We start from the raw sequence: 26412 nt of genomic DNA, 5'->3' as shown, positions 1-26412 counted from the left end.
TGGGTGCCCGCGTGCTCTGCATCCTGGGCGTCGACCATATCGACTGCCTTGGAGCCAAGAGCGATGGCCTCGTCGAAGAGGTCGAGCGAACGCTCGAGCGACGTATCCTTCTGGCGCACCTGCCCGGCAATCTCATCGAGCCTGCCCGCAATCTCGTCGAAGGTCTTGTAGGCAGACGTATCGATCTTGGCCATTACGCGTCCTCGCCCGGCTCTGCGGCCTCATCGGCGTCTTCTGGATCCTCGCCCGGCTGCCAGGTGCCCTCCTCGGCACCTTCAGCCTCTTCCTCGGCACGGATCTCGGCACCATAGGCAGGCCACTCGCGCTCTTCTTCGGGGGCTTCTGCTTCGGGGGCTGCAGCGGCAAGCGCCTCTGCCTCCTCGGTCCCCTCTTCAGCTTCGCGCTTGAGGTCGCGTCCTGCCTCGAGCTCGCGTGCAATCTTTCCGAGCACGCCGTTCACGAAGCGGCTCGACTCGTCCGTGCCATAGGCCTTGGCAAGCTCGACACATTCGTCGATCGTGACAGGCAGCTCGACCTCGTCGACCTCGAGGATCTCATAGAGGGCAAGCCTCAGGAGATTGCGGTCGACTGCCGGCATGCGGAAGAGCGACCAGTTCGTAGCGACGGAGTCGATGATGCGGTCAAGGCCGGGACGCAGCGACCAGGTGCCACGTGCCAGACGCTCGCCGAAGGGATCGAGCGGGCCCTCGGAGAGGGCATAGTCCCCATCGAGCACCTCATCCACGGCACGGCCCGTTGCCTCTGCCTGGAAGATGATCTGCAGGGCCTGGCTGCGTGCAAGGGTGCGTCCCTTGAACTGCTTTGACGATTGCTTTGACAAGGCTTCTACTCCTTGGGGAATACGAGGCTGTCGATGCAGACATCGACTGCCGATACTTCAACGCCGATCTGTTCGGACACGGCATCTGCGACTGCCTGGCGCACGTTCTGCGCAAGCTCGCAGAACGGGTAGCCATAGAAGACCGACAGATGGACCGTGATATGCAGGCGGCCGTCCTCTTCTTCGGACTCGACTGCCTGTGCGACATCGAGGCTCTTGGCCGTGAAGACCCTGATGAGGCTCGAGGTAAGCGTATCATTGCCGCCGACAGAGGCGACTCCTTCGACCTTTTCTGCTGCCAGCGCAACGACGGTCGCGATGACGCGGCGGGAGATGCCAATGCCAGAGATGGAGAGCTCGTCCATAGAACGTCCTTCCGCATCCGCCAGAAAGCCAGCTTTCCGGCTTGCTTATGGTCATACCCAGTATACGCAAATAGCCCAGAGGCAGGGCCGCATCTTGGAAGCGCGCTGGCAGCTGCTCCCAAGGTTTCCACATTGCAGGGCCTGTCTGCATAGAAAAATGCCGCACCCCACCGCCAGATGGGACGCGGCATCCCTCATTGTGCGAGAGGCTAGACGCGCTGGACGAACTTGCCGTCGCGCGTATCGACCTTGATCTTCTCGCCCTGGTTCAGGTACATCGGCACCTGGATCGTAGCGCCTGTGGAGATCGTGGCCGGCTTCGTGCCGCCCTGGACCGTGTCGCCCTTGAAGCCCGGGTCGGTCTGCGTGATCTCGACCTCGATGAACATGGCAGGCGTCACGCCGAGGAGCTCATCGTCAGCGTAGAGCAGAGAGGCGTTGTCGTTCTCGACGAGCCACTGGGCGTTGTCGCCGATGAAGTCGGCAGGAACAGCGACCTGCTCATACGTATCGTTGTCCATGAAGTAGTAGTCGACGCCGTCGTTGTAGAGATACTGCATCTCCTTGGTGATGAGCTGCACGCTGTCGAACTTCGTGCCTGCATTGCAGGTCTGGTCGATCGTGCGGCCATCGCGCAGGTCCTTGATCTTGTAGCGCACGAATGCGCCGCCCTTGCCCGGCTTGACATGCTGGAACTCGACGATCGTGTAGTACTTGTTGCCGATCTTGAGGCCCATGCCGTTCTTGAAATCAGCGGTGCTGATGGTCTGCGTTGCCACGGTTGATCTCTTTCCTATCCGTAAAACTCCGAAACGTTATCAGTATACGACGTCGCTCCAGCTCATGCAGGCAAGCCGGAGCGACTACACAAAGTGTGAAGATGTGGGTCCTAGCAGGGAATCTCGACGAGGTCGTGGGCGGATGCCGTGAAGACGTCGTAGCCGTCCTCGGTCACCTGTCCGAAGTCCTCGAGGCGGATGCCGAAGCGTCCCGGGAGGTAGATGCCCGGCTCGACCGTGATCACAGATCCTGCAGGGATGACGCCGTGCTCGGCAGGAGCGCCGGAGCGGCTGAAGTACGGTGCTTCGTGAATCTGGAGGCCGACACCGTGGCCGAGACCATGCTTGAAGTAGTCTCCGTAGCCGGCATCGGAGATGACCTTGACGGCGAGGTTATGGATATCGACGCCGATGACACCGGCATGGATCGCTGCCTCGCAGGTCTCGTTCGCCTTGCGGACGACGGCGTAGACCTTCTTCTGCTCATCTGTCGCCTTGCCGACGCACACAGTCCTTGTCATGTCCGAATGGTAGTCATGGTAGCCGGCACCATAGTCCATGACGATGAGGTCGCCCTCCTCGACGCGGCGCTCCCCCGGCTGGGCATGCGGGTTGGCACCGTTCGGACCGCTTGCGATGATCGTGTCGAACGAGAGCGCATCGGCGCCGCGGTCGAACATCGCGCTCTCAAGCTCTGCCCTGATCTGGAGCTCGGTGAGTCCCGGCTTGATGTAGCCGCAGATGTGCTCGAAGGCAGCATCCGTGATGGTCTGGGCATGGCGCATGAGGGAGACCTCTTCGGCGTCCTTCACGACACGCAGCGCCGAGACCGTGCCATGCATGCGCGGCAGGAGGCATGCCGCCGACTGGCGGCCAAGCTCTGCCTCGAGCGCATCGAAGAAGGCAAGGTCTGCCGTGTCCTCGATCGCGACGACACGGGCATGGGTCTTCTTGATCAGGGAGGCTGTCCAGGCCGGATGGCTCACGGCATCCATATCGAGCTGCCAGTCCGTATCCTTGCCAAGGCGATCCTGGAATGTGCCGAAGTAGCGCGAATCCGTATGGAGCCACTGGCCCTCGCGGGTCACGAAGGCCGTATGTGCGACCTCGTCGTCGAACGTGCGCTCGGCTCCTGTGAGCCAGCGCAGATCCGGATTGTGGCGCAGCACGACTGCGTCATATCCATACTCCTGCATGAGGGCACGAAGGCGTGCAACACGCACCTTTCCCATTTCCTGATCTGCCATAGCAAGAGATCCTTTCCGATTGAATGTACCAAGCAACTAGTCCGCCTGGTGCTGTGCGCACCAGGCCTCGAGATGCGCCTTGAGGCGGGCATCCTCGATCGTCGCGAGACGGACGCGTCCGAAAGCGCGCGGCACGGCGAGCATGAAGCGGTTCGAGCGCAGATGTGCGCAGGCGCGCATCTCGTGCAGGAGCGCATCGGGATCTACCGTGGCGCTGACCGTGCCCAGCCCCAGTACTGAGAGCAGCTCGTCCTGGGCAAGCATATCGTCGACCTTGAAGTCCTCCTCGGTCACAGCCACGCGTGCCGTGAAGCGCAGGCCTTCGGCCAGAAGCGTCGAGGCGGGAACGCCTTCCACAAGATGGCTCAGCGCCTCTGCAAACGTGACGCCGTAGGAAAGCGACTGGCGCACGGCAACAGAGGTCGAGGAGGCAATGCGGCCGCGGCTCCTGAGCGTCTCGTTCACCTGCTCGCGCAGTGCCACCTCGTCAGCTTCGGCGAGGGCATCGCGCCTGTTATAGAGCGCTTCGAATGCCTTTTCCGTATCGGAGACCGCAGTCGCGACCATCGTCGCATAGGCGTGGAGACGCTTCTCGGAAGGTCCGAGGTCGATGCGGGCAAAGTCGGCAAAAACGTTCTTCAGGCTGTTATGGCCAGACACCATATCCCTGTGCGTGCCGACCGAGATTCCTTCAGGCGTGACGGTTGCGCAGACAAGTGCCTCGAGATCGAGCGGCAAGGCGCAGACCGGCGTACGGCCACACCAGGCGCCGGCAGCATATAAGACAAGCGAGAGCTCAGGGGCAGCACCGACACAGACAATCAGGTCATCCGACGTGATATGCAGCCTGTCAAGCTCGCCGAAGAGTTCATCTGTCGCAGAAAGCGTGAGCTCTCCCGGCACAGAGCCCCTGAGCGCCTGGAAGCCGGCATCGTTCAGCTGCCAGAGGAGCTCCTGGACGAAGTCCGGATCCGCCTTGTCAGACACGAGGAGCGCAGCCTTCGCAGGCTTTCCGACAGAGCTCTTGAGGTCGTGGCCGAAGTTCTCGAGGTTGCCCGAGCCTATGCGGACATTGCAGGAGCTGCCCGGAAGCGACACCCACTGGCGGGTCGTCTCAGCCAGAGGAGACTTCGGCGCTTCCTCTTCCTGAAGGACTTCGGCAGCCTCAGCCACATCGGCAGGAGCCTGTGCAGCATCCCCGTTGCCCTGAGGGACGCTCGTCCCAAGCTCTTCTTCGCTCATAGCAGCCCTTCCTCCCATAGAAGCTTCGACGCATCGCAAGCGACTTCTTCGAAGCTCTTGTTCCTGATATCGATCGTATAGTCTGCCGCCGCCTCATAGAGGGGACGCCGGCGATTATAGCAGGCGCTCGTCTCCTTGAGACAGCCGCCCAGATCGGGCCGTGTCTCCTTGTGCTGGATCTGCCTCAGCGAATCGGAGAGATCTCCATCCAAGAATACGATCTTGCCCATGCTGTGCATGAGGTCGACATTCTCGGAGCGCTCCACGATGCCGCCGCCGCAGCTCACGAGCAGCGACTTCTTCTCGCTGAGGCTTCTGAGCACCTCGGTCTCCGTATCGCGGAACGACTCTTCCCCATCCTCGCGGAAGATATCGCAGACGCTCTTGCCGCGGATCCTTTCGACCATGCGGTCGGTATCCACATAGGGCCGGCAGAAGAGGCATCCGATATTTCTTGCCACCGTGGACTTGCCGGCTCCGAGAAAGCCGACGAAGAAGATATGATCGCACCCTTCATGTACGACATATCCATTGCATGGTCTGTCCACCAAAACCTCCGAAAAACACAGTCTGATCTCCTTGATTCTATCATCGAGATCGAAGCTGTCCTGTCAGAGGAGAGCACACGTACATCCTGCATCAAAACAGGGCATCAGAGGATGTCTGAGGACAGGAGCACAAGCATGCAGGAGAATGCGACCGAAAGATAGGGTCCAAAGGCAAAGCGCTTCTTCTTCTGAACGAGCGTGACCAGGGCGCCCACAAGCGCTGCCGCAGCAAGCGGCACGAAGATGCCAGGCCCCAGAAGCGTTGCCCAGGCAGCAATGTATTTTATATCGCCGAGCCCCATGCCGGAGGCTCCATGGATCCTGCGCCATGCAAGCTCGAGCGCTGCACCGCAAAGGAGCTCAAGGAGCGCAGCTGCCAGAACGGCCTGGGGGGCAGAAGTCTCATCCGCAAGATGGAAGGCAAGCACGCCTGAGAGCTCAGGCGCCCAGATGCGCACCGCCTGGAAGGCAAGGCCCAGGGCTGCCATAGCAAGGCAGAAGCTGTTCCGGATACGGCAGCTGCGTGCATCCTCCACGGCTACCGCCAAGGCGAGCGCCAGGGCGGCACAGACAATCATCGGTCGCCTTCGAAAGTGTGGCCGGAAAGAAGCGGACGCTCGATGAGGCGCAGGATCTGCGTATACCAGAGGTCTGTCGTCGAGAGCGGATGCACAAGGATGGTCGGGATATGCGCCAGGTTTCCTGCCACGACATCCGTGAAGACCTGGTCTCCCACAAGCACGGTCTCTGCTGCAGAGAACCCTTCGCGGGCCAGCGCATGCGCAAGCGCAAACGGTGCTGGCTTCATCGCATGGTGGACGACGGCAGAGCCAAGCTCTTCTGCCGTCCTCTCGACATCTGTCCCATGGAAGTTGTTCGAGACGAGGCAGGTCGCAAAGCCGATCTCATGCGCCTTTGCGAACCAGGCAGCGACCGGAGGTTCGACGCGCATCGTTGAGCGAGCCATGCAGGTGTTGTCGCGGTCTATGAGAAGGAAGCGCACGCCCTCCTGCCAGAGCGCACCGAGATCGATGAGCTCGATGCGTGCGACATAGCGGCTTGCCTCGAAGAGAGACACGCTCTCCTACTCCCCGGTCTCTGCATTGCTGCTTGCAGCAATGCTTGCGAGATGTTCGTCATACGTCTCGGAGAAGCTCGAGGTCGTCTGGCCATTCTCCTGCACGATATAGAAATAGAGATAGTTCGTGTCGGCAGGAGCAAGCGCAGCCTGGATGGAGGCAAGGCTCGGTGCGCAGATAGGTGTTGGCGGCAGGCCTTCGTTGAGATACGTATTGTAGGGCGATTCCTGCTTGAGGTCGTCTGCCGTCACTTCGCCGCCTGTCACATAGCCCATCGTCGCATCGCTCTGGAGCGGCATGGCAGCCTGGAGACGGTTGTAGAAGACAGAGGAGATGCTTGCGCGCTGATCGTCCGTCACAGCCTCGCGCTCGATAATCGACGCCATGGTCAGCACATCATAGTCAGACATCGTGATGCCGTACTTTGCCTTGATCTGCGCTTCGCCCGTGGCAAAGTCAATGGATGCCATCTCCGTCTTGTACTGGTCGAGCATGGCACGAATCACCGTGTCGGCATCCACATCCGCATTGAACGTGTAGGTCTTCGGGAACAGGAATCCCTCGAGGGAATCGTTCTGGGCAGAGGCCAGGAACGGATAGTCTGCCACATAGTTCGATGCCTTTGCCTGCGCCGTGAAATCGTCGGCCGTGATGGAAGGGATGGCTTCTGCGACAGCCGCAGCGGTCTTTGCGACCGTATAGCCTTCAGGCACTGTCAGCTTGTAGGCATAGCTCGAGCTGGGCCCTGCAATGAGGCCGTTCACGATGTCTTCGACGGACGCTCCTGCCGTGAAAGTGTAGGTGCCCGCCTGCATCTGTGCGTCGTCCCCATGGCTCTTGTAGGCAGTGAGGAAATCGCTCGACTGGCTGTTGTCGAGAAGGCCTGCTTCGACAAGTGTCTTGAAGATGGTCTGGCCGGAAGCGCCCTTCGGCACCGTGACCGTGACCTGGGTGCCCTCCTCGACCGTCGTCTTGGAGCCCGCACCGTCGATCCTGCTCAGCACACCCGGGAGGACGCGGATCGCAAGGAAGGCGACGACCGCGACTGCGATGATCGTGCCCAGGATGTAGGGTGCCGGTCCGTGGGACGACTTGCGCTTGACCTCGCGTACATGCCCCGCCCGGCTCTTCTCGCGCGTCCTCTGCGTCACCTGGGCCGTGCGCGACGAAAGATGGGTCGCCGGCACCGTCCCCACAGCATGGCCTGCCGTACGGCGGCGTGGTTGGTGCGATTCGTGGCGGGGAGTCGAGCTCATGGGCAGTCCTTAGCTTCTTTGCAGCTACCCTTAAGGCTACAGGGCAGACTGACAGATTTCTTGAGTGTGCCTGAGCATACGCCGAAAGTGTGACTGTGTTCGCAGCAGATACCCATCTACAGAGGAAATGCGCAGACTTGATGCCTCCAAGCTGCGAAAACACCCGCAGTCTGCATAAATCGAGGCAGAAGCTTACTCTTCGTCAGCCGTGTCCTTCTTGGGATGGAAGACGCCTGCGATATTTCTGCCAGCAGCCTTGACGCCGGCACGCAGGACATCGAAGAAGTCGGGAGAGCGCAGCATCCTGCTCGGGTCGACATGCTCGCGGATTGCCCTGAGCGCTTCCCTGTTGTTCTTTGCAGAGAACGTGAAGTGACCATTCTCCTTCGTGAAGACGGCCCAGCGGGCAATGTGGCGCTTGCCGTAGACCGAAGCCGAGATGTAGTCGATCTCATCCCAGGGAATCTGGATGTAGTCCTGGGTATTGCGCTCGTTGTAGTACTCGAGGGCATTGTTGCCGACCATAAGGTCACCGGTTGAGGTGAGGCCCTGGAGAGAGCTCACCTTGCAGGTGTATTCCACCGAGCTGTTCTGCGACTGGACCATTGCCATTGATGTGACTCCTTAATCGAAAAGGCCGTGCTCCCTTGCGGAAGCACGGCCCATGATAGCGCCTTGGCAATCCTACAGGAAGCCGAGGAGACGGCCGACGATACCAAGTGCGAAGAGGCACAGGATGATGACGATCGGCGAGACCTTCTTCTTGAGGAGCCAGCAGCAGAACAGCGTCAGGCCCACTGCAGCAAGGCCAGGGATGAGCTGGTCGAGGTTGGACTGCAGGGTGACGGTCTTGACAGGATCGAGAGCCGTGGCACCGATGGAGCTGTACATCGTGAGCGCCTGCTTGATGCCATCAGCGCCAGCCGGAAGGCTCTCCCAGTCGATGTAGGCACCAGCCTGCTGCGGGATCCGGGCGACGACCGGAGTGAAGTTGATGGAGACCCAGCGCTCGACCAGGGCACCGATGATGAACATGCCGAGGATGGAAGCGCCTTCGGTCAGCCTGCCGAGCAGGCCGCCGGAGAGGTCCTTCGTGATGGAGGTGCCCAGATTGTAGCCGGCCTCCTGCGTGTACCACAGGAAGGCGATACGGATGATGTTCCAGGCAATGAAGAACAGGAGCGGACCGACGATGCTGCCGGACAGGGCCAGCGAGGCACCGAGAGCGCCGAGAATCGGGCGTACCGTGTACCAGAAGACCGGGTCGCCGACACCGGCGAGCGGACCCATCATGCCGACCTTGACGCCCTGGATTGCAACGTCGTCGATCGGGGCGCCGTTGGCGCGCTCCTCCTCCATTGCGAGGACGACGCCGATGACCGGAGCGGAGACGTACGGATGCGTGTTGTAGAACTCGAGGTGGCGCTTGAGTGCCGCCTTCTGGTCTTCAGGATCCTTGTAGAGGGCCTTGATGGCCGGGATCATCGAGAAGCACCAGCCGCCATTCTGCATGCGTTCGTAGTTCCAGGAGCCCTGAAGGTACTGGTGGCGCCACATGACCTGCTTGCGGACTGCCTTCGAGAGGACGATCTTGCCGTCTGCGTTCTTCTCAATAGTTGCTTCTGCCATGGTTTCACACTCCTTCTGCTATTCGTAGTCGTCCAGAATGTCGCCCAGCGGGTCGCCGGAGCCGGCAGCTGCACCAGAGCCGCTCTTTGCCATGTCCTTGAGGCCAAGGTAGATGATGGCAAGGGAGAGGCCGATGACGCCGAGGGCGATGAGCGTGAGCTCCTTGATGGCTGCGAGGACGAAGCCGAGCGCGAAGAACGGCCAGACCTCCTTGGAAGCCATCATGTTGATGACCATGCAGTAGCCGACTGCAGCGACCATGCCGCCGCCGACTGCCATGCCGCCGGTGAGCCATGCGGGCATAGCATTAAGAGCTGCCGTGACGGCCTCGGACGGAATGAAGCAGAGGCAGGCTGCCGGGATGGCGATACGAAGGCCCTGCATAGCGATGGCGATGAACTGCCAGCGGTCGATGCCAGCCATATCGTCCTTATCGGCGCAGGCATCCATTGCGTGGACGATGGCCGTAGCGATCGTACGGCAGATCATCGTGAGGAAGAGGCCTGCGACGGACAGCGGGATTGCCACTGCCATGGACGTCGTGATGGCGTCCTGCTGGTTGCCGCCGCCATTGAGCGCCAGCACCATGATGATGGCGGAAGCGACGGAAGCGAGAGCTGCATCAGGAGCGACAGCAGCGCCGATGTTTGCCCAGCCGAGGGCAATCATCTGCAGCTGGCCGCCGAGGATGATGCCTGCATCGAGATGGCCCGTGACAAGGCCGATGAGCGTGCAGGCAACGAGCGGCTGATGGAATTCCCACTCATCGAGGATGCCTTCCATGCCTGCCAAGAAGGCCACGATAATGACCAGAAGTACCGTAATAGGTGACATACATTCCCTCCTTCTCTAGGCCATGTTCTTTTCGGCAAGAAGCTTCCAGATGTCTTCGACGCGGTCCGACGGGACCTTCTGCACGTAGAACTCCGTGCCATTGTCACGGCATTCCTTGAGCGTCTTGACATCGTCCTCATCGCAGGCGATTGCCTGGTTGATGACAGTCTTGCCGGCGGAATGTGCCATAGAGCCGATGCACACCTTCGGGAACTTGACGCCACCCTTCTCGGCCTCGAGCAGATCCTGCGGAGTCTCGAAGAGCACCATGGCCTTCGTCGCACCGAAGCGCGGATCCTTATCGACCTGAATCAGCTTGCTGATCGGGATGACATGGACATGGACTCCTGGAGGCGCAGCCTGCACGATCATGGTCTTGCGCAGCTCGTCGTGGGCGACACCGTCGGAGACAACCAGGATGCGATCCGGGTTGACCTGCTTCGTCCAAGCCGTTGCGACCTGGCCGTGGAGCAGACGGGTGTCGATGCGGACGTACGCGTAGTTGATGTGACCCGTGCCAAGCACCGTTCCCTCGGGAATGGCGCCCTGCGGGGCCGCAGCTGCAGCAGGAGCGGGTGCCGCGGTCTGAGACTTCGGCTCGAGCTCCTCAGGCTTCACCTTGATGCCATCCTTGGACTCGGAGAAGATCTCCTTCATGACGTCGACAGCAGTGTCGGCACCCATACGGGAGCCGTACGCGCTGACGAGCATCGGAAGGTTGAGGCCGGTGATTGCGACCCAGTCCTCGTGCTTCTCCTCGTCGATGATGCGTGAAACCTGGTTGAACGGTGTGCCACCCCAGAGGTCGACCAAGAACAGGACATGCTCCTGATCGCTGAAAGTGGCGATGGCGTCAAGCAGCTTCTTGTGCATGTCGTCAGGACCCATGTCGGGGGTCAGGACAACAGCGGCGACGTCCTCCTGAGGACCAAAGATCATGCTTCCGGATTCCTTGATGCCTTCGGCGAACTTGCCATGGCTTGCCAGGACGATTCCTACCATCCAACTTCCTCCTTACTTCTCTCACGCTGCCTACAGAACATGTGGACTCTCGTTCGTGAACATATGTGCTTATGTGTCCACCATGTTTTCCACACTGTGTCATTATATTTCGACAACAATTCTTGTGCACCAGGAACTGCTCACCGAATTAAAGATTTTTCGTATATAGCGGTTCCGGTAACGTTTTTATCTGGTCTTAATTCGTAACTATTTTTCGAATTCATATCAAAACAGTCAGAATTTGGCATACCGTCTGCGTAATAGTTCTTGTATTTTTGTAATTTCTAGTAATTTGCAAATCTCTTAATGCTTCACTATGGCATCACTATTGGCCACCAGCATCCATTCTGTTGGAATCTCCGATTTTCCTTGACAGCTCAAGCTTTGCGGTCGGACTCGTCTGATACCAGTTGCTGAAATTCCGGCATGAAAAAGCCCTTCTCCGCATGTACGGAAAAGGGCTTCGAAGCTCTTGTGCCTGGAGGCAATCAGGCGTCTCGATCCTGCGCGCGCTTCGCGTCGAGCCAGGTCTGGAGGAAGAGCGAGGCTGCGACAGAGTCGATCTTGCCGCGCATCTGCTTCTCCGTGAGTCCCTGTGCACGGAGAATCCGCTTTGCCTCGTTCGAGGAGAGGCGCTCGTCCTCGAACTCGACAGGAAGGCCAATCCTCTCAGCAATGGCCTTGCCCTCAGACATGATCTTCTCTGCCTGGGGCCCATCCTCCCCTGCCATCGTCTTCGGACGGCCGCAGACCAGGATCTCCGGCTCGTGGTCCTCGATGACACGGCGGAAGTTCCGGGAGAGCGAAAGAACCTCCTGAGCCGGAAGGACGCAGACAGGGACCGCAAGCATGCCAGAAGCATCGCTTGCGGCAATCCCTATGCGCGCATCCCCGATATCGAGCGCAAGCGCCCTCACCTGACGAGACCCTTTGCTGCCTCGAGCGCAGCATCGATACCGGAAGCATCGGAGCCGCCTGCCTGGGCCATCTGTGGCCTGCCGCCGCCACGGCCGCCGACGAGTCCGGAGATCTCCTTGATAACCTTGCCGGCATTGAAGCCCTTGGCAACAGCGGTCTCGGTTGCCGCGGCAAGCAGGGCCACCTTGCCGTCTGCCGTCGAAGAGGCGATGACGGCAGCGCAGGGCTCGCCGCCCATGTCGTCTCTCACGGCATCCCAGACATTGCGGAGCTCCTTGCCGGAGAGGCCTGCGAGCTTCGCGAAGACGCACTTGTAGCCATCAAGCTGCTCTGCTGCCTTCACAGCCTGTGCAACCTGGTCGGAGGAGCTGCCGTACATGAGGTCCTCTGCCTTGCGCTCGGCTGCGCGCAGCTCCTGCTGGAGCGCCTCGATGCGGGAGAGCACGTCCTTCGGCTGGCACTTGAGCTCGGATGCCACGTCATTCAGGATGGAGAGCCTCTCGTCGACGTACTCCACAGCGCCTGCAGACGTCACAGCCTCGATACGGCGTGCGTTGGAGCCGACGGAGCTCTCGGACACGATCTTGAAGAAGCCAAGCTCTGCCGTGTTCCTCGCGTGCGTGCCGCCGCAGAGCTCGCGGGAGAACGGATGGTCGCTCTCGCCTGTCGAGACGACCCTGACGGTGTCGCCGTACTTCTCGCCGAAGAGGGCCACGGCACCGGATGCCTTGGCCTCCTCGAGGCCCATGACCTTCGTGACAATCGGCTCGGCAGCGAAAATCTCGGCATTCACGAGACCCTCGACGCGCTCGAGCTCGTCTTCCGTGAGTGCCTCGAAGTGCGTGAAGTCGAAGCGCAGGCGGTCAGGCTCGACGAGCGAGCCTGCCTGGTTCACATGGTCGCCGAGGACCTGCTTCAAGGCTGCATCGAGCAGGTGCGTCGCCGTATGGTTGCGGCGGATGAGCTCACGCCTGCCATGATCGACCGCGCAGTCGAGCGTATCCCCGACATGGAGCTCGCCTTCCTCGACGGTTGCCACATGGGCGCTCATGCCGCTCTTGCCCTTCGTGTCCGTGACTGCAAGACGTGCAGAGACGCCGGAAAGCGTGCCGGTATCGCCGACCTGGCCGCCCATCTCGGCGTAGAACGGCGTCCTGTCGAGCACGACCTCGACCTCGTCTCCTGCCTCGGCGCTCTTGACCTCTTCGCCGTCTGCGACGATAGCAAGGACCTTGGCGCCCTCGAGCTCATCGGAATCATAGCCCGTGAACTCCGTCTTCGGGAGACGGTCGGAAAGCGCCGTCCAGACGTTGTTGGCCTGGCCCCAGGCATCGCGGTTCGCGCTCTTGCGTGCGCGCTCCTTCTGGGCATCCATGGCAGCCTGGAAGGCGTCCATATCGACAGCATGGCCTGCGGTCTCGGAGATCTCGCGGGTGAGGTCGATCGGGAAGCCATACGTGTCGTGGAGCCTGAAGGCCACGTCTCCGGAAAGCTGCTCGCCCTCGCCGAGCTTTTCCATCTCGGAGGCAAGCATCGTCTCGCCTGCATCGAGCGTGCCACGGAAGCGCTCCTCCTCGGCAGCGATGATGCCGTCGATGAGGGCCTGGTTCTCGACGAGCTCAGGATAGACATCGCCCAGGATCTTCGTCACTTCATGCGCATACGTCGTGAGGAACGGGCCCTCGATGCCGAGCAGGCGTCCGTGATAGACAGCACGGCGCAGGAGCCTCCTCAGGACATAGCCACGGCCCTCGTTCGAAGGCAGGATGCCGTCGCCGATCATGAACGTGACAGCACGGGAGTGGTCTGCCAGGATGCGCAGGCTCTTGTCGGAGGCAAGGTGTGAGCTGCCTTTGTACTCGACGCCGGCAAGCTTCTCGCCGAGCGCGATGAGGGAGCGCATGACATCGCCCTCATAGTTCGAGCCCTTGTGCTGCATGATGGCAGCGATGCGCTCGAGGCCCATGCCGGTATCGATGTTGCGGTGCGGAAGGTCCGGCATCGAGCCGTCCTCCTGGCGGTCATACTGCGTGAAGACAAGGTTCCAGAACTCGAGATAGCGGTCGCCGTCGTCGCCCGGGCGCTCGCCCTCGAAGGCAGGGCCCTGGTCGAAGTAGATTTCGGAGCAGGGGCCGCAGGGGCCGGTCGGTCCTGCCGCCCAGAAGTTGTCCTCGGCACCGAGACGGGAGATGTGGTCATAGGGCACACCCTGGGCATGCCAGAGCTCGATGGCCTCGTCGTCGTCCTTGAAGACCGTCATGTAGAGACGGTCGGCAGGAAGGCCGAGGTGGTCTTCGCCCGTGATGAACTCATAGGCCCACTCGATGGCATCTGCCTTCGTGTAGCCGCCGAAGCTGAAGTTGCCGAGCATCTCGAAGAACGACAGGTGGCGTGCGTCGCCGATGTTGTCGATATCGTTCGTGCGCAGGCACTTCTGGCAGGAGCAGGCACCAATCTCCTTCATGGTCTTCGTGCCCTGGTAGTACTCCTTGAACTGGTTCATGCCGGCGTTTGCAAGGAGCAGCGAGGGATCGTCCGGGATGAGCGAGGAGGAGGGATAGAGCCTGCAGCCCTTGCTCTCGAAGAAGCGCAGGAAATCCTCGCGGATCTCCGCTGTTGTCATCGTCTTGTACTCAGCAGTACTCATGTGTCTCCAAACCTTTACCTGTTGTCGTTCCCGGCGGAATCTCCGGGGTTGTGTGCAGATGCGCTGCCGCCCGCATTGGAGCCTGCAGCGTTTGACGTGTTCTTCCCTTCGTGCGGAAGCTCCTGGACAAGCCTGGAGCTCTCGAAGAACCTGTCATCGTCCAGGGCGTCGAAGGATGGAACGATATTTCCTGCATCGTCCACGTACGGCCTGCCCTTGAAGATAGCCCCATCATAGGTGACAAGCTGGCGTCCGGTGCGCGACTCGAAGTAGTACACAAAGACACCCTTGATGGCAGCCGTGAGCGGCACGGCCAGAATCATGCCGAGGACGCCGCCTAAGGCCGAACCCATGATGATGCAGATGAGCGAGAGCACCGGATGCACCTGCACGGCAGACTGCATGACCAGAGGCGACAGGAGGTTGTCCGTCACGTTCTGGGCGATGACCATGACAATCAAGGTCTCAAGGGCAAGCAGCGGGCTCTGGAAGAGTCCGAGCACGACGGCAAATGCCGCCGAGACGAAGGGCCCCACGACCGGGATGAAATGCGCGACGCCCGTGATGACGCCGACAAGGCCCGCATAGGGGTAGCCGAAAAGAGCGAGGCCGGCGGTCGCGAGGACGCCATTTGCCAGCGAGGTAATGACCATGGAGCGCATATAGCCGCCCATGGAGCGCGACATGACCGCAAGCATGAGCGTGACGGAATGCTCGTGGCGCTCGCCGGCAATCGTTGCGAGCTCCCTCACCATGACCGGATAGTCCTTCGCGAACCAGTAGGCAAGCACGAGCCCCAGGAAGAATGTCACGATATTGTTCACGGTCGTCACGGCGTTCGTGATGACGCCGTTCGAGATCTTGTTCATGAGATCCTGCGAGACCGTGGAGCCAAGCGACGAGAGCGCAGAGACGCCCTGCGAGAGCATGTACTGGGCACCGGCGTTGTCGGTCGTCGTATAGCGGCTCATGAAATCGGTGATCTGGGCCTGGAGCTCCTGGATATAGGTCGGAATCGTCTGCAGCAGGTGCATGAGCTGCTGGATGAAGGGCGGCACCACGATGACGGCCAGGCCCACGAGTGCCGCTATCACGACAACGAGGGCGATGAAGGCAGCAAGGGCACGTCCTATCCCGTGGTCTTCGAGCCAGTTCGTGATGGGGCTGCAGATGAAGCCGAGGACGACGCCCACAAGCAGAAGCTCGAGGGCAGGGCCGATGAGGCCAAGCAGCCGCACGACAAGAACAAGCGCCACGCAGCACCCGATGATGGCAGCGCTTACGACAGCGACCTTGCGTGCGGTCGCATATGAGTTGTCCTTCGGAGCCACGGCCCTCCCCTGGTCGATTCGCCAGCTCATTGATGATAGCAGGTTAGGGGCGCTCTAGCGCATGACGCCGTCCGGATCGATCTTCTCCTGGATTTTCTTGAGTGTGCGGCGAAGGAGCCTCGAGACCTGTACCTGGGAGATGCCGAGCTTGTCTGCAATCTCGACCTGTGTGAGGCCATCGATGAAGCGCATGCGGATGACTTCCTGCTCGCGCGGAGAGAAGCCACGAATCGCATCCTCGATCACCATGCGGTCATCAGAGAACGCGAGGTTCTCGTCTTCGGAGGCATAGTGGTCGAGCACCGATGGCGCATCCTCATCGCCGTTCGAGCCGCCGGCCTCGAGAGGCACGGCGCTGTAGGCGCTCGAGGACTCCATGGCTTCGAGGACCTCGTCGACGGAGGTGCCCAGGCGCTCAGCAATCTCTTCGACGGAAGGCGAGCGCTGAAGCTCCTTCGTGAGCTCGTCGGTGGCCTGGTTCACCTTGGCAGAAAGCTCCTGCAGGCGCCTCGGCACGCGGACCGACCAGCCCTTGTCGCGGAAGTGGCGCTTGATCTCGCCCATGATCGTCGGCGTCGCATACGTCGTGAATTCGAGGCCTCGATTGGGATCGAAGCGATCGATAGCCTTGATGAGGCCGATCGTGCCGACCTGGATGAGGTCGTCGAGCGGTTCTCCCCTGTTCTTGAACTTCGAAGCGAGGAAGCGGACAAGGTTCAGATGGCTCACAATCAGCTGCTCGCGCGCCTCGGTGTCCCCTTCTTCCTTGTAGCGGCGGAAGAGCTCCCGGGTCCGGTCCTTGTCCCAGGCAAGCTTTCCGCGTGGTGTCCTCGAAGATACGCGGCGGCGTACCTTGGGGGCTGGATTATCTGTCGGCATTCTCTACCGTCCCAACGTGCTTCATGAGATAGAGCTCGTGCTTGTCGGCGTCGATCTCGTAATCGTCGCAGAGCGCAGCGAGCAGGAGGTCTGCATAGGCAATGGTCTCATCTTCCGATGCATCTGCATCGCCCAGGCTGTAGGTGATCTCGACCGTGCCATCGGAAAGGTCGAACGTGACAGCACAGCTCTCCGGCTTCGTCGCGCAGGCATACACGAAGCCTTCCTCGGCAGCCATGCGCAGATCTTCCACATCGTCCACGGAGAACGAGCAGACGACGCCGAGGTTGGCGGCGAGCATGCGTACCGACCTTGCAAAGCCCGCCTCAGGCGGGATATTCAGGGTTACATGCCTTTTCTGCATGGGAGTAGGTACCTACCTTCCTGTTTCCTTGTCAGCATCCTGGCTCTCCTGCACAGAAGGATACGTGACATAGCCCTTGTCGGAGGAAGCCTCCTTCGCATCTTCAGGCTCTGCTGCAGGAGCGCCCTCTTCGAGAGCATGCTCGCCTCTCGGCTTTGCGCCCAGAGCGGATGCAATGCGGGCACCAGCAGTTGCAGCTCCTGCTGCGACCTTTGCAACGCCCGCCGAAACCACATTCGTCGCATCTGCTGCCGTGCCGGACACCTCGGAGACATCGTCCAAGATGCCATTGATCTTGGCCAGGCTCTCGTTTGCGGAGTCGACCGCATCGCGTGCGCTCTCGAGGATTGGCTCGACCTGCTTTGCAGATGGCTGCAGGTCGTCCACCATGCCATCGGCCTTCGCGATGATGGGCTCGATCTCGTCGATTGCGTGGTTCGCCGAAGCCGTCACCTCGTCGATGGACTTGCGGGCCTTCCTGATGGTGATGGCAAGCTCCGCCACTGCCCAGATGCCTGCTGCCACAAGCACGGCCAGAAGCACGTCGGTAAGACTCATGCTGGCTCCCTTCCTCTCAGCGCACATACTCAAAGACTCGGCCTCCCCTGGAGGCATGCTCTTCTGGATTCTATCCGTTTTTGCCGGCCTTATGCGAAGCTGCATCCTGGCGATCGCGTCCTGTCTGCTCGATGCGCCATGATTCCCATCCCCTGCCGCTCGGCTGGAAGAAGCAGCCACGCTCGAGGCCATCCGGCAGATACTGCTGCTCGACCCAGCCAGAAGGATAGTCATGCGGATAGAGATAGGCCCCATAGGACTCGGACCCCGGACGGTGACGGTCGCGCAGATAGGACGGCACGGCACGTGCAGGGCCTTCCCGCACTTCCTTGAGCGCAGCATCGATTGCCGCCTCTGCTGCGTTGGACTTAGGGGCGAGCGCATTGTAGAGCGCGGCCTGGCAGAGGTTGATCCGGCATTCCGGATAGCCGATGACCTCAGCCGAGCGGAATGCTGCCTCCGCCACGCATATTGCCATCGGATCTGCATTGCCGATATCTTCCGAGGCGCAGATCAGGATGCGGCGCGCGATGAACTTCGGATCCTCCCCTGCATCGATCATGCGGGCTAGCCAAAAGACCGTGGCATCAGGGTCGGATCCCCTCATCGACTTGATGAAGGCGGAGATGATGTCGTAATGCTCGTCTCCCGACTTGTCGTAGCTCTGCCCATGGCGAGGATTGGCCTCCTCGACGAGTGCCCGTGTGATCTTCCAAGGGCCTTCGTCTGCCTTGCCTTCGCTTTCTTTGCCAGGCACAGGCGCTGCAAGCTGCGCTGCAAGCTCGAGCGACGTGAGGGCAGACCGCGCATCTCCGCCAGCAAGCGTCACAATCTCCGCTTCTGCATCCTCATCGAGCACATACTTCCCATCGAGACCCTGAGGCGCCGCAACCGCACGCTCGACGATCTGCTTGATATCGTCGTCGGACAGAAGAGAGAGCTCGACGACACGCGAGCGCGAAAGCAGGGCCGAGTTCACCTCGAAGTAGGGATTTTCTGTCGTTGCGCCGACAAGAACGACCGTGCGGTCCTCGACAGCATGGAGCAGCGCATCCTGCTGGCTCCTGCTGAAGCGGTGGATCTCGTCGACGAAGAGGATTGTGCGCTTCCCCTGCGCAAGCCAGCGGTGCTCGGCATCTGAAATCTCGCGCCTCAGGTCCTTCACGGTTCCCGTGACAGCCGAGACCTCGACGAACTCCGCGTGCGTCGTATGCGCGATGATGCGGGCAAGGGTGGTCTTTCCGGTCCCTGCTGGCCCATAGAGGATGACAGAGGTCAGCATATCGTGCTCGATTGCCGCGCGGAGCCACGAGCCAGGGCCTACCGCCTCCGTCTGGCCGACATAGTCCTCGAGCGTCTCAGGCCGCATGCGCACTGCAAGCGGTGCATGCTTCATGCGCGCCTCGCGTTCATAGGCACTGAACAGATTGTCCACGCCGCTATCCCTCCCATTCCCTGACAGGAAGCTTGTAGTCGAAGTAGCTGCGCTTCGGGAAGAGCCTTCTCGCTTCAGGGAAGAGCCGCTCGCAGGTTGCTATGAAGTAGTCGTCGGTCATCGCGCTGATGAAGTCTGCCACGGTCTGGTCAGGCGAGCTCTTCCAGTCATAGGTCCTGCCATAGTGCGCCAGATGCGCCTCGAGCGGGATGATGTGATGATGGAAGATCGCGCGGCTCTCGTCTCCCGAAGCGAGGCTTTCGAGCTCATGGTCATAGAGCGCTGAGAAGAGCTCCTGGATGTCCTCCGAGAAGTCGCCTGCCACCTCGTGCGTGCGGTAGATCTTCTCGTAGTTCTCCTCCTTCGCACGCGCGAGCTCCCGGAAGCCTTCCTCGCTCATCGAAATCTCAGGCTTTCCGAAGCTCTCGTTCACGATATCGGCGACGAAGGCCGAGAGCGCCCAGGCATTGTAGCCACCGCCAAGGCCATCCCTGAAGGCGTCCTCGCCGACAAGGCCGGCACGCACCGCATCCTGGCGGTCCTTGCCGACATAGGCAATGATGTCAGAGAGGCGCACGACGCACCCTTCCTTTGTCATTGGCCGCAGCGTCTTCACGAATGCTGGCCCTTCTGCCCAGCAGCGCTCGATCCTCCTGTCGAATTCTCCGAAATCCGCAAGACCGCTTGTCTTCAGATGCTGGTTCACGAACTCGCCGTTGTGGCAGAGGGCGCCGTCGAGCGTCTGGAGCGCGATGTTCCTGCCGTAGAGCACATCGAGGACGCGCACGCTCTGGACGTTGTGCATGAACCAGAGGCCGCTCCTCTCGTGGAAAACATCGTTCAGGAAGTGCTCGCCTGCATGCCCGAAGGGCGTATGCCCAAGATCGTGGCCCAAGGCCATGGCCTCGATCAGGTCGAGATTGAGCCCCAGGGCACGGCCGATATCACGGGCGACCCGGGCCACAAGCTGCACGTGGAGCCCGCGCCTCGTGAGATCGTCATTTGCTGCGAACGAGAACACCTGGGTCTTGCCGGACAGCCTGTTGTAGGCAGGCATATGGATGATCTTTTCCGTATCGCGCAGGAATGCCGGGCGCATGACGGACTCTTCGTCGGCAGCACGCGCGTCGCGCCTGAGCGCTGCCTCGTCGGGAGTTGCACCGTCTGCAAGCGCACCCGATGCAAGCAGAGCCTTCACGCCTGCTTCCACATCGGGCGAAAGCGTTCCTGCAAGGTGCGGAGCCAAAGGATTCAGGAGCCTGGCCATACGGTCCTCCTTCTGCTGTCTCGTCTCTTGTCAGGAATCAGTATAGATCAGCCAGCGATCAGACGTTCCCTCTCAGAAGAAGGCACTGCTCATCTGCAGGGCTCACCTCGAAGCCGAGCTCTGAATGGAGACGGAGCGACGGCTTGCTTTCGGGCGCTATGAGTGCCCAGGGCACCCTGCCTTCCGCAAGAAGACGGTTCACAAGCCTGCCTTCGAGGGCAGACGCCCAGCCGCGTCTGCGCCATTCCGGCTTCACTTCGAGAGGGCCGATCGAGCCATCCGCACGAAGCCCCACGACGCCGACCAGCTCGTCTCCATCGAAGCCGCCGAGAAGCGTGCCGCCTGAAAGGCTTTCGAGAATCTCCGCATCGGCACGTTCGCTCTTCCCATGGAGGAAGGCTGATACCTCATCTGCAGCATCCTTGCTGAGCGTCTCGATATGGTAGCGCTTGGCCACCTTGCAGCGGCGCCTTCCCTTGTAGACCGCGAGGTGGAGCGGCATCTTCTTCGTGAGTCCGAGCTCTTCTGCTGCAAAGGATGCAAGTTCTGGCTCGAGGAGCAGGAGGCGGTCTGCATGGCTCTGGAGTGCAAGCGCATCCTTCCCCTCTTCTGCATCAGGCGCAAAGAGGATCTCGGTCCCCTGGGCATTCCGTGCAAGGATCGAACCTTCCGAGACATGGAGAAAGGCAAGGCTGCCCCTTTTTGCCTGCTCCATGAGGGGGAAGGCACGGCGCGGCGCATGGGCAAGGATCTTCCCTGCTGCCGCGGCAAGCTCTTCCTCAGAACGCGTGTCAGGATGCGTCAGATACGCGAAGCGCCGACAGATCGTAGATTGGCTCTTCTCTCCTGGATGGTCGCATCCGTCGGCGAAGGCCCGAGGAGCCCTATCGGAGAGATGCGAGCCGTCCACAAGCTTCATGTATGGGTGGCGGGCACACTCCTCTTCGAGCACGGGGGCAACCTTTGCCATGCAGCTTCTCGGATGCGTCTGGTAGCGCTCCTCCCTATAGGGGAACGGCGTCAGGACATACGTCTCGGCATCCGGATAGCGCGCTGCGAGCGCTGAAAGGCTCGTGCGCACATCGAAGCGGAGCCTGCTTTCCGGGTACGCCTCATAGCGGTAGTTTGCACCGAGCTCGACAATGACCTGAGCGACGTCGAGGCCCTCGGGCAGCGTCTCGAAGAACTGCGGCTCGAAGACCTGGCCGCCGACGGACAGGTTCAGAAGGTCGAGGTTCTGAGAATCTGCCCACTGGGCCACCCAGGCATGCCGCGGATCTTCCGTGACGAAGCCCTGGGCTATCGAGTCGCCAATCACAAGGCACAAGGGGCGTGCCTCAATGGGCTCGAGCGTCGTGCCGTCGCCCCAGATCCTGCCCAGGCGCACGCCGCGAAGGCAGGGCAGCCATATCTCCACCTCATGCTCTGGCCCGAAACCCGGAAGGCGCTGCAGGTGCCAGGAAGGATGGAGCGTATCCTCATCGAGATACCAGCTGACGACCTCTCTGCCCTCTCCTGCCTCATGGAATGCAAGCTTCCGTCCATCGCAGGTGCAGGACACCCCGTCATGTGCTTTCCAGGCAGCAGGGTCTTTTCCGTCCACATCCTTGAGCACCGCCCGGGTGCCGGAAGGCTCCTCATCCCACACAAGCTCGAGCGCAATCTCGAGCGAGTTCGTGCGGAGACGCAGCACCATGCCTGCAGAGGTCTTTCCTATCTGCTTGTAGAGCCCTGGATGCCATGCCACGCAGCTGCCGAGCGCGCGCATGCCCGCCTCGCTCATGCGCCAGGGACGGGTGAGGCCCGCTGCCTCCTCTTCCGTACGGAGCGCTCCATGGAGGAAGCGCGCTGCCGGCGCCTCGATGAGGAGCCGGCGCGTATCCTCTGATGTGAGCATGTCTTTGAGACCCATGGAGCTGACCCCTCGTGCCGCGATATGGCGCAAATCTTACTATTGCTCCATCTTAGCGGGCTTTTCCGCCATCTGCAGCTTCGCGGACAGGACGGTAAGCCAAAAGCAGATCGGGGAGGCGCATCCGGGCATTTGCAGGGCTCGTCGAAGGCAGGGCATGGGCAGAGATGCCTGCTGCCTTCTCCACATAGCGCCGGTAGAGCGCATGTGCTCTCGTGCCCGTCGTGAAGACGCACCCGATCGAGGTGCCTGAAAGAAGCTTCGCTATATCGTTCGGCACGACGTCGGTGATGCTTGCATCAGAGGCACCCCGTATGCGGCAGCGATGGATCACGTCCCAGAGGGCGATATGGTGCACAGCACAGAAGGCAATGCGCTCCTCATTTGTGAGCGGCTCGTCCTCTTCCCAGAGCCCTGCCATGACAGGCCAGAAGCGGTTCTGCGGATTTGCATAGTACATGCCGGCTTCGCGGGACTTGGGGCTCGGAAGGCTCCCCAGGATGAGGACGCGGGCGTCTGCCGGCAGAATCGGTTCCAGAGGATGGACGATCGTCTCAGTCTCCATCAAGCACGTCCTCGTAGAACTCTTTCCGGTCATCGAGCCTCAGCATGCAGAGCCTGCCATGGTCAGGCACCGACCCTGCCCCGCAGTCGATAACAAGACGGTCGGCAACGCCGCCTGTCGCCTCCGTCGCGCCAAGCGAGAGCATCTGGCATCTGCCATCGTCGTTCAGGGCACTTCTGTCTGTCACATCGGCAAGCGTTTCTGCAAGCGCTGTCGGCGTATGTCCGCCGATGATGACGGGGCCTTCGCCCTTTGCATCGAGAAGGCCGGTCGGCCGGTCGAGATACCCTTCGCGGATCCAGACAAGGTCATCCGCATCCTGCGCCGCAAGCGCTGCGGAGATATGGTCCGCTGCATCGGCAGCGAGCTTCTCTGTCCGCAGGCCGGCATGCACGAGCACGTACGTCCTTCCGGCAACGGTCTTCACGATCCAGCGCGCCAGGCCTGCCGCCCAGTCGAGCAAATCGTGGCGTGCGTCCGCCTTCATCTTCATGAGCCCCCGGGCAGTTGGGACGCCGCCATTGATGGCCCAGTTCAGAAGCGCCTCCTGATCCTGCGGATTGTGGAAGAAGTCGAGCATGAGCTGCTCATGGTTGCCAAGAAGGACCGTCGCATTCGGCAGGTTCCGGCAGAGCTTCATGACCTCGACAGAGTCAGGTCCTCTGTCGACCATGTCGCCCAGGATGTAGATCTCGTCGTTTTCGGCAGGCGAGACCTTCTCGAGGAGGCGGTCGAGCGTCTTCAGTCTGCCATGTATGTCAGAGAGTGCATAGCATGCCATGTCCGCTCCTTCCACCGCGCGCCCGCGCCATCACTCTAGGGCTTCTGCGAGAGAAGTGGCAGCAATTCCAGGAACAAAGTCTGCCAATGGCTGAACAGGTGCGGCTAGCGCCTGAATGCAGCCCATGAACGGCAGGGAATATCCACATCTATGCAAGCTGCTTGTCGAGGTCGGCAAGCTCGTCCGGTATGTTCGAGAGGTCCCAGCCGAATGCCACAGCAACGGCACGCGCCTGGGCAAGCCTCAACTCGGACGTCTTGTCATCTCCGCGCCTCTCATAGAGCGAGGCGAGCTTGTCCAGCACGTAGGCAGCATATCCTGCAACCGTATCGCCGATGCCGGAGAGATCCATCATCGTGACGAGCGATTCAGGCGTCAGCATGAGCGCCGTCTCGGGATCGAGCTGCAGGAGGTCACCCACCGCATGCTCTGCCTCGTGGATCGATTTCAGGTCCTGGTGCGCTGCTGCGTGGAGCAGCGGGTCCGTGACGGCGTCGACGAACTGGGTGATGAGCATCATGATATAGTCGCGTTGCAGCATGAGTCGCTCCTATGCGTCGGTAGGCGGAATGAGTCCGAGGTGCTCGAAGGCCGCACGGGTCGCTTTCCTTCCCTGCGGGGTCCGGATCACCAGACCACACTGTAGCAAATACGGCTCGTAGACGTCCTCGATCGTCGAAGGATCTTCGCTGACGGCACTCGCGATCGTCGTGAGGCCGACCGGACGTCCGCGGAACGTGCTGCAGAGCGCTGTCAGGATCTTCACGTCCATCCAGTCGAGGCCGAGCTCGTCGATCTCGAAGAACGAGAGCGCCTCGCGGGCAACCTTTTCCGTAATCGTGCCATCGCTCTTCACCTGAGCATAGTCGCGCACGCGCTTCAGGAGCCTGTTCGCAAGGCGCGGCGTGCCACGGCTCCTCGACGCAATCTCCTGCGCGCCCTCCTCGTCGATCCCGACACCCAGGATGCCGGCAGAGCGTACAACAATCTTCGTGAGCTCAGGAATCGTGTAGTAGTCGAGACGGTAGGAGATGCCGAAGCGGTCGCGGAGAGGCCCTGTCAGAAGGCCGGTCCTCGTCGTTGCGCCGACAAGCGTGAACTTCGGGATATCGAGACGGATCGAACGGGCGGCAGGGCCCTTGCCGATCACGATATCGAGGAAGAAGTCCTCCATTGCAGGATAGAGGACCTCCTCCACCTGATGGTTGAGGCGGTGGATCTCGTCGACGAAGAGCACATCGCCTGGCTCGAGGTTCGTAAGTATTGCAGCAAGGTCGCCTGTGCGCTCGATCGCAGGGCCGCTCGTCGTATGCATCTTGGCACCCATCTCGTTTGCCAGGACATTCGCGAGCGTCGTCTTGCCGAGGCCCGGAGGGCCCGAGAAGATCACGTGGTCGAGCGGCTCGCCACGGCGCTTCGCCGCCTCGATGAGGACACGGAGATTGTCGCGCACACGCTCCTGGCCGATATAGTCATCGAGCGTGCGGGGCCTGAGCGTGCGGTCGACCTCGATATCGTCTTCCGTGAGCTCTCCCGAGACCTGGCGGGCATGTCCTGGCCGCGCCATGTCCTCGAAGAGATCGTCCTGCTTGGCCTGCCACATCCTAGATGCCACCTCCCAGACGCTTCAGCGCATAGCTGAGCGCTGCCTCGACGGACACAGCTCCCGCCTCGTCTGCGCCCTTGAGCGCAAGCTCTGCCTCCTTCGGGGTGAATCCCATGGAGAGAAGCGCCTGCGTAACCTCTTCAGAAGGAGACTCCACAAGCGGCAGAGGCGCACTCTTGCCAGCGGGAACCTCGGTGGCAGCCTTGCCGGCAAGGCCCATGAGGACAGGATCCTTCGCAAAGACGCCCTGGAGCTCCAGGATGAGGCGGTGCGCCGTCTTCTTGCCGACACCCGGCACGCGTGACATGCCCGCTGCATCGTCTGCTGCGACCACGGCATAGAGCTCTGCCGGCGTGAATGTCGAGAGAACGGAGAGCGCAAGGCGAGGCCCCACGCCTGCGACCTGGACCAGCCGGTCGAAGAGCGCGCGCTCCTCCTTCGTCGCGAATCCATAGAGCCGAACTGCATCCTGGGAGACAATCATGCGGGTCAGAAGCGTCACGCCCGCCTCCCCTGCCTGGGGAAGCGACGCTGCCGTGTTTGCCGATATGCCGAGCTCATAGCCGACACCGCCGACATCGAGCACAGCTGTCGTCGGCAGCACCTCCACGAGCGTTCCTGTCAGCTGCACGATCATCTTGAAGCCCTTTCCCGTGCCATCTTCTCGAGGCGGGCAGCCGTTGCTGCCGCCGTCTCCTCATGCTTCTCCCGGCGCCTCTGCTCCTTCTGGGCAATCTCCGCCTCGCGCACGAGCGCTGCCGTCCTCTGGTTGCCGTTCGCATAGCGGGAAATGTCCTGCGTGCGCCTCAGATTCCAGTGGCAGATGGCAGCAGCAAGCGCATCGGCGCAGTGGTCGGGGTGCGGGTCATGATCGAGCGCAAGCACCTGTCTCACCATGAATATCACCTGATGCTTGTCGGCGGCACCGGTGCCGACGACAGCCTGCTTGATCTGCATCGGCGTGTACTCGCCGACCTTGAGCCCCTTCTCTGCCGCAGCGACAAGTGCCGCTCCTCTTGCATGCGCTGTCGCTATGGCCGAGCGGCTGTTCTCTGCGAAGAAGATCTTCTCGATAGCAAGCTCGGTGGGCTCGAACTGGATGATTGCGTCGTTCACATCCTGGTAGATGCGGCCCAGCCTCTCGTGGAGCGGCTCATCTGCCCCCGTCTTGATGCAGCCATAGGCACGGGCACGGCAGACCGTGCCCCTTGTCTCAATGATGCCCCAGCCCGTATGCGCAAGGCCGGGATCGATGCCGATGATGACCATGGTAACCCCCGAACAACCGTTCTGACTCATACCATGGTAGCACAGACCGGCATGTTGC

28 protein-coding genes and 1 pseudogene are annotated in these 26412 nt (G+C 61.1%); all 29 read right to left on the bottom strand.

Annotated features, from left to right (window positions below; all coding sequences use genetic code 11):
* Positions 1-29 precede the first annotated feature (29 nt).
* A pseudogene (locus tag ABVS03_RS04640) lies at positions 30-194 on the bottom strand (exodeoxyribonuclease VII small subunit); the annotation flags it as partial.
* Positions 194-841 (bottom strand): transcription antitermination factor NusB, encoded by a 648-nt coding sequence (gene nusB / locus ABVS03_RS04635; protein WP_330971809.1) that lies wholly within the window; start codon positions 839-841, stop codon positions 194-196. The gene nusB and the pseudogene ABVS03_RS04640, both read right to left, overlap by 1 nt.
* A 5-nt stretch (positions 842-846) precedes the next feature.
* Positions 847-1206 (bottom strand): Asp23/Gls24 family envelope stress response protein, encoded by a 360-nt coding sequence (locus tag ABVS03_RS04630; RefSeq protein ID WP_330971810.1) that lies wholly within the window; start codon positions 1204-1206, stop codon positions 847-849.
* 209 nt (positions 1207-1415) lie between these two features.
* The gene (gene efp / locus ABVS03_RS04625; protein ID WP_330971811.1) at positions 1416-1985 is read right to left on the bottom strand and encodes an elongation factor P; all 570 of its coding nucleotides are present in this window, start codon (positions 1983-1985) and stop codon (positions 1416-1418) included.
* A 110-nt stretch (positions 1986-2095) separates the two neighbouring features.
* Positions 2096-3232 (bottom strand): M24 family metallopeptidase, encoded by a 1137-nt coding sequence (locus ABVS03_RS04620; protein WP_368018218.1) that lies wholly within the window; start codon positions 3230-3232, stop codon positions 2096-2098.
* A gap of 36 nt (positions 3233-3268) precedes the next feature.
* Entirely contained in the window at positions 3269-4474 is a 1206-nt protein-coding gene (locus ABVS03_RS04615) for a 3-dehydroquinate synthase (RefSeq protein ID WP_368018217.1), read from the bottom strand.
* A complete protein-coding gene (locus ABVS03_RS04610) occupies positions 4471-5025 on the bottom strand; it encodes a shikimate kinase (protein ID WP_330971814.1) in 555 nt (184 codons plus the stop codon). Before ABVS03_RS04610 ends, ABVS03_RS04615 begins: the two co-directional genes overlap by 4 nt.
* Before the next feature lie 101 nt (positions 5026-5126).
* Positions 5127-5600, bottom strand: coding sequence for a prepilin peptidase (locus tag ABVS03_RS04605; protein WP_368018216.1), 474 nt, complete (start codon positions 5598-5600; stop codon positions 5127-5129).
* Positions 5597-6100 (bottom strand): HAD hydrolase-like protein, encoded by a 504-nt coding sequence (locus ABVS03_RS04600; RefSeq protein WP_330971816.1) that lies wholly within the window; start codon positions 6098-6100, stop codon positions 5597-5599. The genes ABVS03_RS04605 and ABVS03_RS04600 overlap by 4 nt, the downstream gene beginning before the upstream one ends.
* 6 nt (positions 6101-6106) lie before the next feature.
* Positions 6107-7357 carry an endolytic transglycosylase MltG gene (mltG, locus tag ABVS03_RS04595; RefSeq protein ID WP_330971817.1) on the bottom strand — a complete coding sequence of 417 codons (1251 nt, stop codon included), beginning with the start codon at positions 7355-7357 and terminating at the stop codon, positions 6107-6109.
* A 192-nt stretch (positions 7358-7549) separates the two neighbouring features.
* Positions 7550-7969, bottom strand: coding sequence for a DUF956 family protein (locus ABVS03_RS04590; protein WP_368018215.1), 420 nt, complete (start codon positions 7967-7969; stop codon positions 7550-7552).
* A 72-nt stretch (positions 7970-8041) separates the two neighbouring features.
* Complete coding sequence (locus ABVS03_RS04585) at positions 8042-8986, bottom strand: PTS system mannose/fructose/sorbose family transporter subunit IID (RefSeq protein ID WP_330971819.1); 945 nt, start codon at positions 8984-8986, stop codon at positions 8042-8044.
* An 18-nt stretch (positions 8987-9004) separates the two neighbouring features.
* Complete coding sequence (locus ABVS03_RS04580; RefSeq protein ID WP_330971820.1) at positions 9005-9820, bottom strand: PTS mannose/fructose/sorbose transporter subunit IIC; 816 nt, start codon at positions 9818-9820, stop codon at positions 9005-9007.
* A 15-nt stretch (positions 9821-9835) separates the two neighbouring features.
* On the bottom strand, positions 9836-10822 hold the full coding sequence (locus tag ABVS03_RS04575) for a PTS sugar transporter subunit IIB (RefSeq protein WP_330971821.1): 987 nt from the start codon (positions 10820-10822) through the stop codon (positions 9836-9838).
* Between the two features lie 488 nt (positions 10823-11310).
* Positions 11311-11739: a Holliday junction resolvase RuvX gene (ruvX, locus tag ABVS03_RS04570; protein WP_368018214.1), complete on the bottom strand. Its 429-nt coding sequence runs from the start codon at positions 11737-11739 to the stop codon at positions 11311-11313.
* Complete coding sequence (gene alaS / locus ABVS03_RS04565) at positions 11736-14387, bottom strand: alanine--tRNA ligase (RefSeq protein ID WP_368018213.1); 2652 nt, start codon at positions 14385-14387, stop codon at positions 11736-11738. The genes ruvX and alaS overlap by 4 nt, the downstream gene beginning before the upstream one ends.
* A 14-nt stretch (positions 14388-14401) precedes the next feature.
* On the bottom strand, positions 14402-15718 hold the full coding sequence (locus ABVS03_RS04560; RefSeq protein WP_330971824.1) for an AI-2E family transporter: 1317 nt from the start codon (positions 15716-15718) through the stop codon (positions 14402-14404).
* A 54-nt stretch (positions 15719-15772) separates the two neighbouring features.
* The gene (locus ABVS03_RS04555) at positions 15773-16597 is read right to left on the bottom strand and encodes an RNA polymerase sigma factor SigF (RefSeq protein ID WP_330971825.1); all 825 of its coding nucleotides are present in this window, start codon (positions 16595-16597) and stop codon (positions 15773-15775) included.
* On the bottom strand, positions 16584-16961 hold the full coding sequence (locus ABVS03_RS04550) for an ATP-binding protein (protein ID WP_330971826.1): 378 nt from the start codon (positions 16959-16961) through the stop codon (positions 16584-16586). Before ABVS03_RS04550 ends, ABVS03_RS04555 begins: the two co-directional genes overlap by 14 nt.
* Before the next feature lie 12 nt (positions 16962-16973).
* Entirely contained in the window at positions 16974-17519 is a 546-nt protein-coding gene (locus ABVS03_RS04545) for a DUF948 domain-containing protein (RefSeq protein ID WP_330971827.1), read from the bottom strand.
* Between the two features lie 70 nt (positions 17520-17589).
* Entirely contained in the window at positions 17590-18954 is a 1365-nt protein-coding gene (locus ABVS03_RS04540; RefSeq protein WP_330971828.1) for a replication-associated recombination protein A, read from the bottom strand.
* A 4-nt stretch (positions 18955-18958) separates the two neighbouring features.
* Entirely contained in the window at positions 18959-20221 is a 1263-nt protein-coding gene (locus tag ABVS03_RS04535; protein ID WP_368018212.1) for a deoxyguanosinetriphosphate triphosphohydrolase family protein, read from the bottom strand.
* A 58-nt stretch (positions 20222-20279) separates the two neighbouring features.
* Complete coding sequence (locus ABVS03_RS04530) at positions 20280-22133, bottom strand: GNAT family N-acetyltransferase (protein WP_368018211.1); 1854 nt, start codon at positions 22131-22133, stop codon at positions 20280-20282.
* 52 nt (positions 22134-22185) lie between these two features.
* Complete coding sequence (locus ABVS03_RS04525) at positions 22186-22698, bottom strand: DNA-deoxyinosine glycosylase (protein WP_368018239.1); 513 nt, start codon at positions 22696-22698, stop codon at positions 22186-22188.
* Positions 22688-23479, bottom strand: a complete 792-nt coding sequence (locus ABVS03_RS04520) for a metallophosphoesterase (protein WP_368018210.1) — start codon at positions 23477-23479, stop codon at positions 22688-22690. Before ABVS03_RS04520 ends, ABVS03_RS04525 begins: the two co-directional genes overlap by 11 nt.
* A 148-nt stretch (positions 23480-23627) precedes the next feature.
* Positions 23628-24020: a hypothetical protein gene (locus ABVS03_RS04515; RefSeq protein WP_330971832.1), complete on the bottom strand. Its 393-nt coding sequence runs from the start codon at positions 24018-24020 to the stop codon at positions 23628-23630.
* 9 nt (positions 24021-24029) lie between these two features.
* A complete protein-coding gene (gene ruvB, locus ABVS03_RS04510) occupies positions 24030-25082 on the bottom strand; it encodes a Holliday junction branch migration DNA helicase RuvB (protein ID WP_330971833.1) in 1053 nt (350 codons plus the stop codon).
* 1 nt (position 25083) lies between these two features.
* Positions 25084-25722 carry a Holliday junction branch migration protein RuvA gene (ruvA, locus tag ABVS03_RS04505; protein WP_330971834.1) on the bottom strand — a complete coding sequence of 213 codons (639 nt, stop codon included), beginning with the start codon at positions 25720-25722 and terminating at the stop codon, positions 25084-25086.
* Positions 25719-26354 carry a crossover junction endodeoxyribonuclease RuvC gene (gene ruvC, locus ABVS03_RS04500; protein ID WP_330971835.1) on the bottom strand — a complete coding sequence of 212 codons (636 nt, stop codon included), beginning with the start codon at positions 26352-26354 and terminating at the stop codon, positions 25719-25721. The genes ruvA and ruvC overlap by 4 nt, the downstream gene beginning before the upstream one ends.
* Between the last annotated feature and the right edge of the window lie 58 nt (positions 26355-26412).

The organism is Olsenella sp. AGMB03486 (assembly GCF_040884255.1).
Classification (GTDB): Bacteria; Actinomycetota; Coriobacteriia; order Coriobacteriales; family Atopobiaceae; genus Olsenella_L; species Olsenella_L kribbiana.
This window is presented reverse-complemented; position numbering and strand designations above follow the sequence as displayed.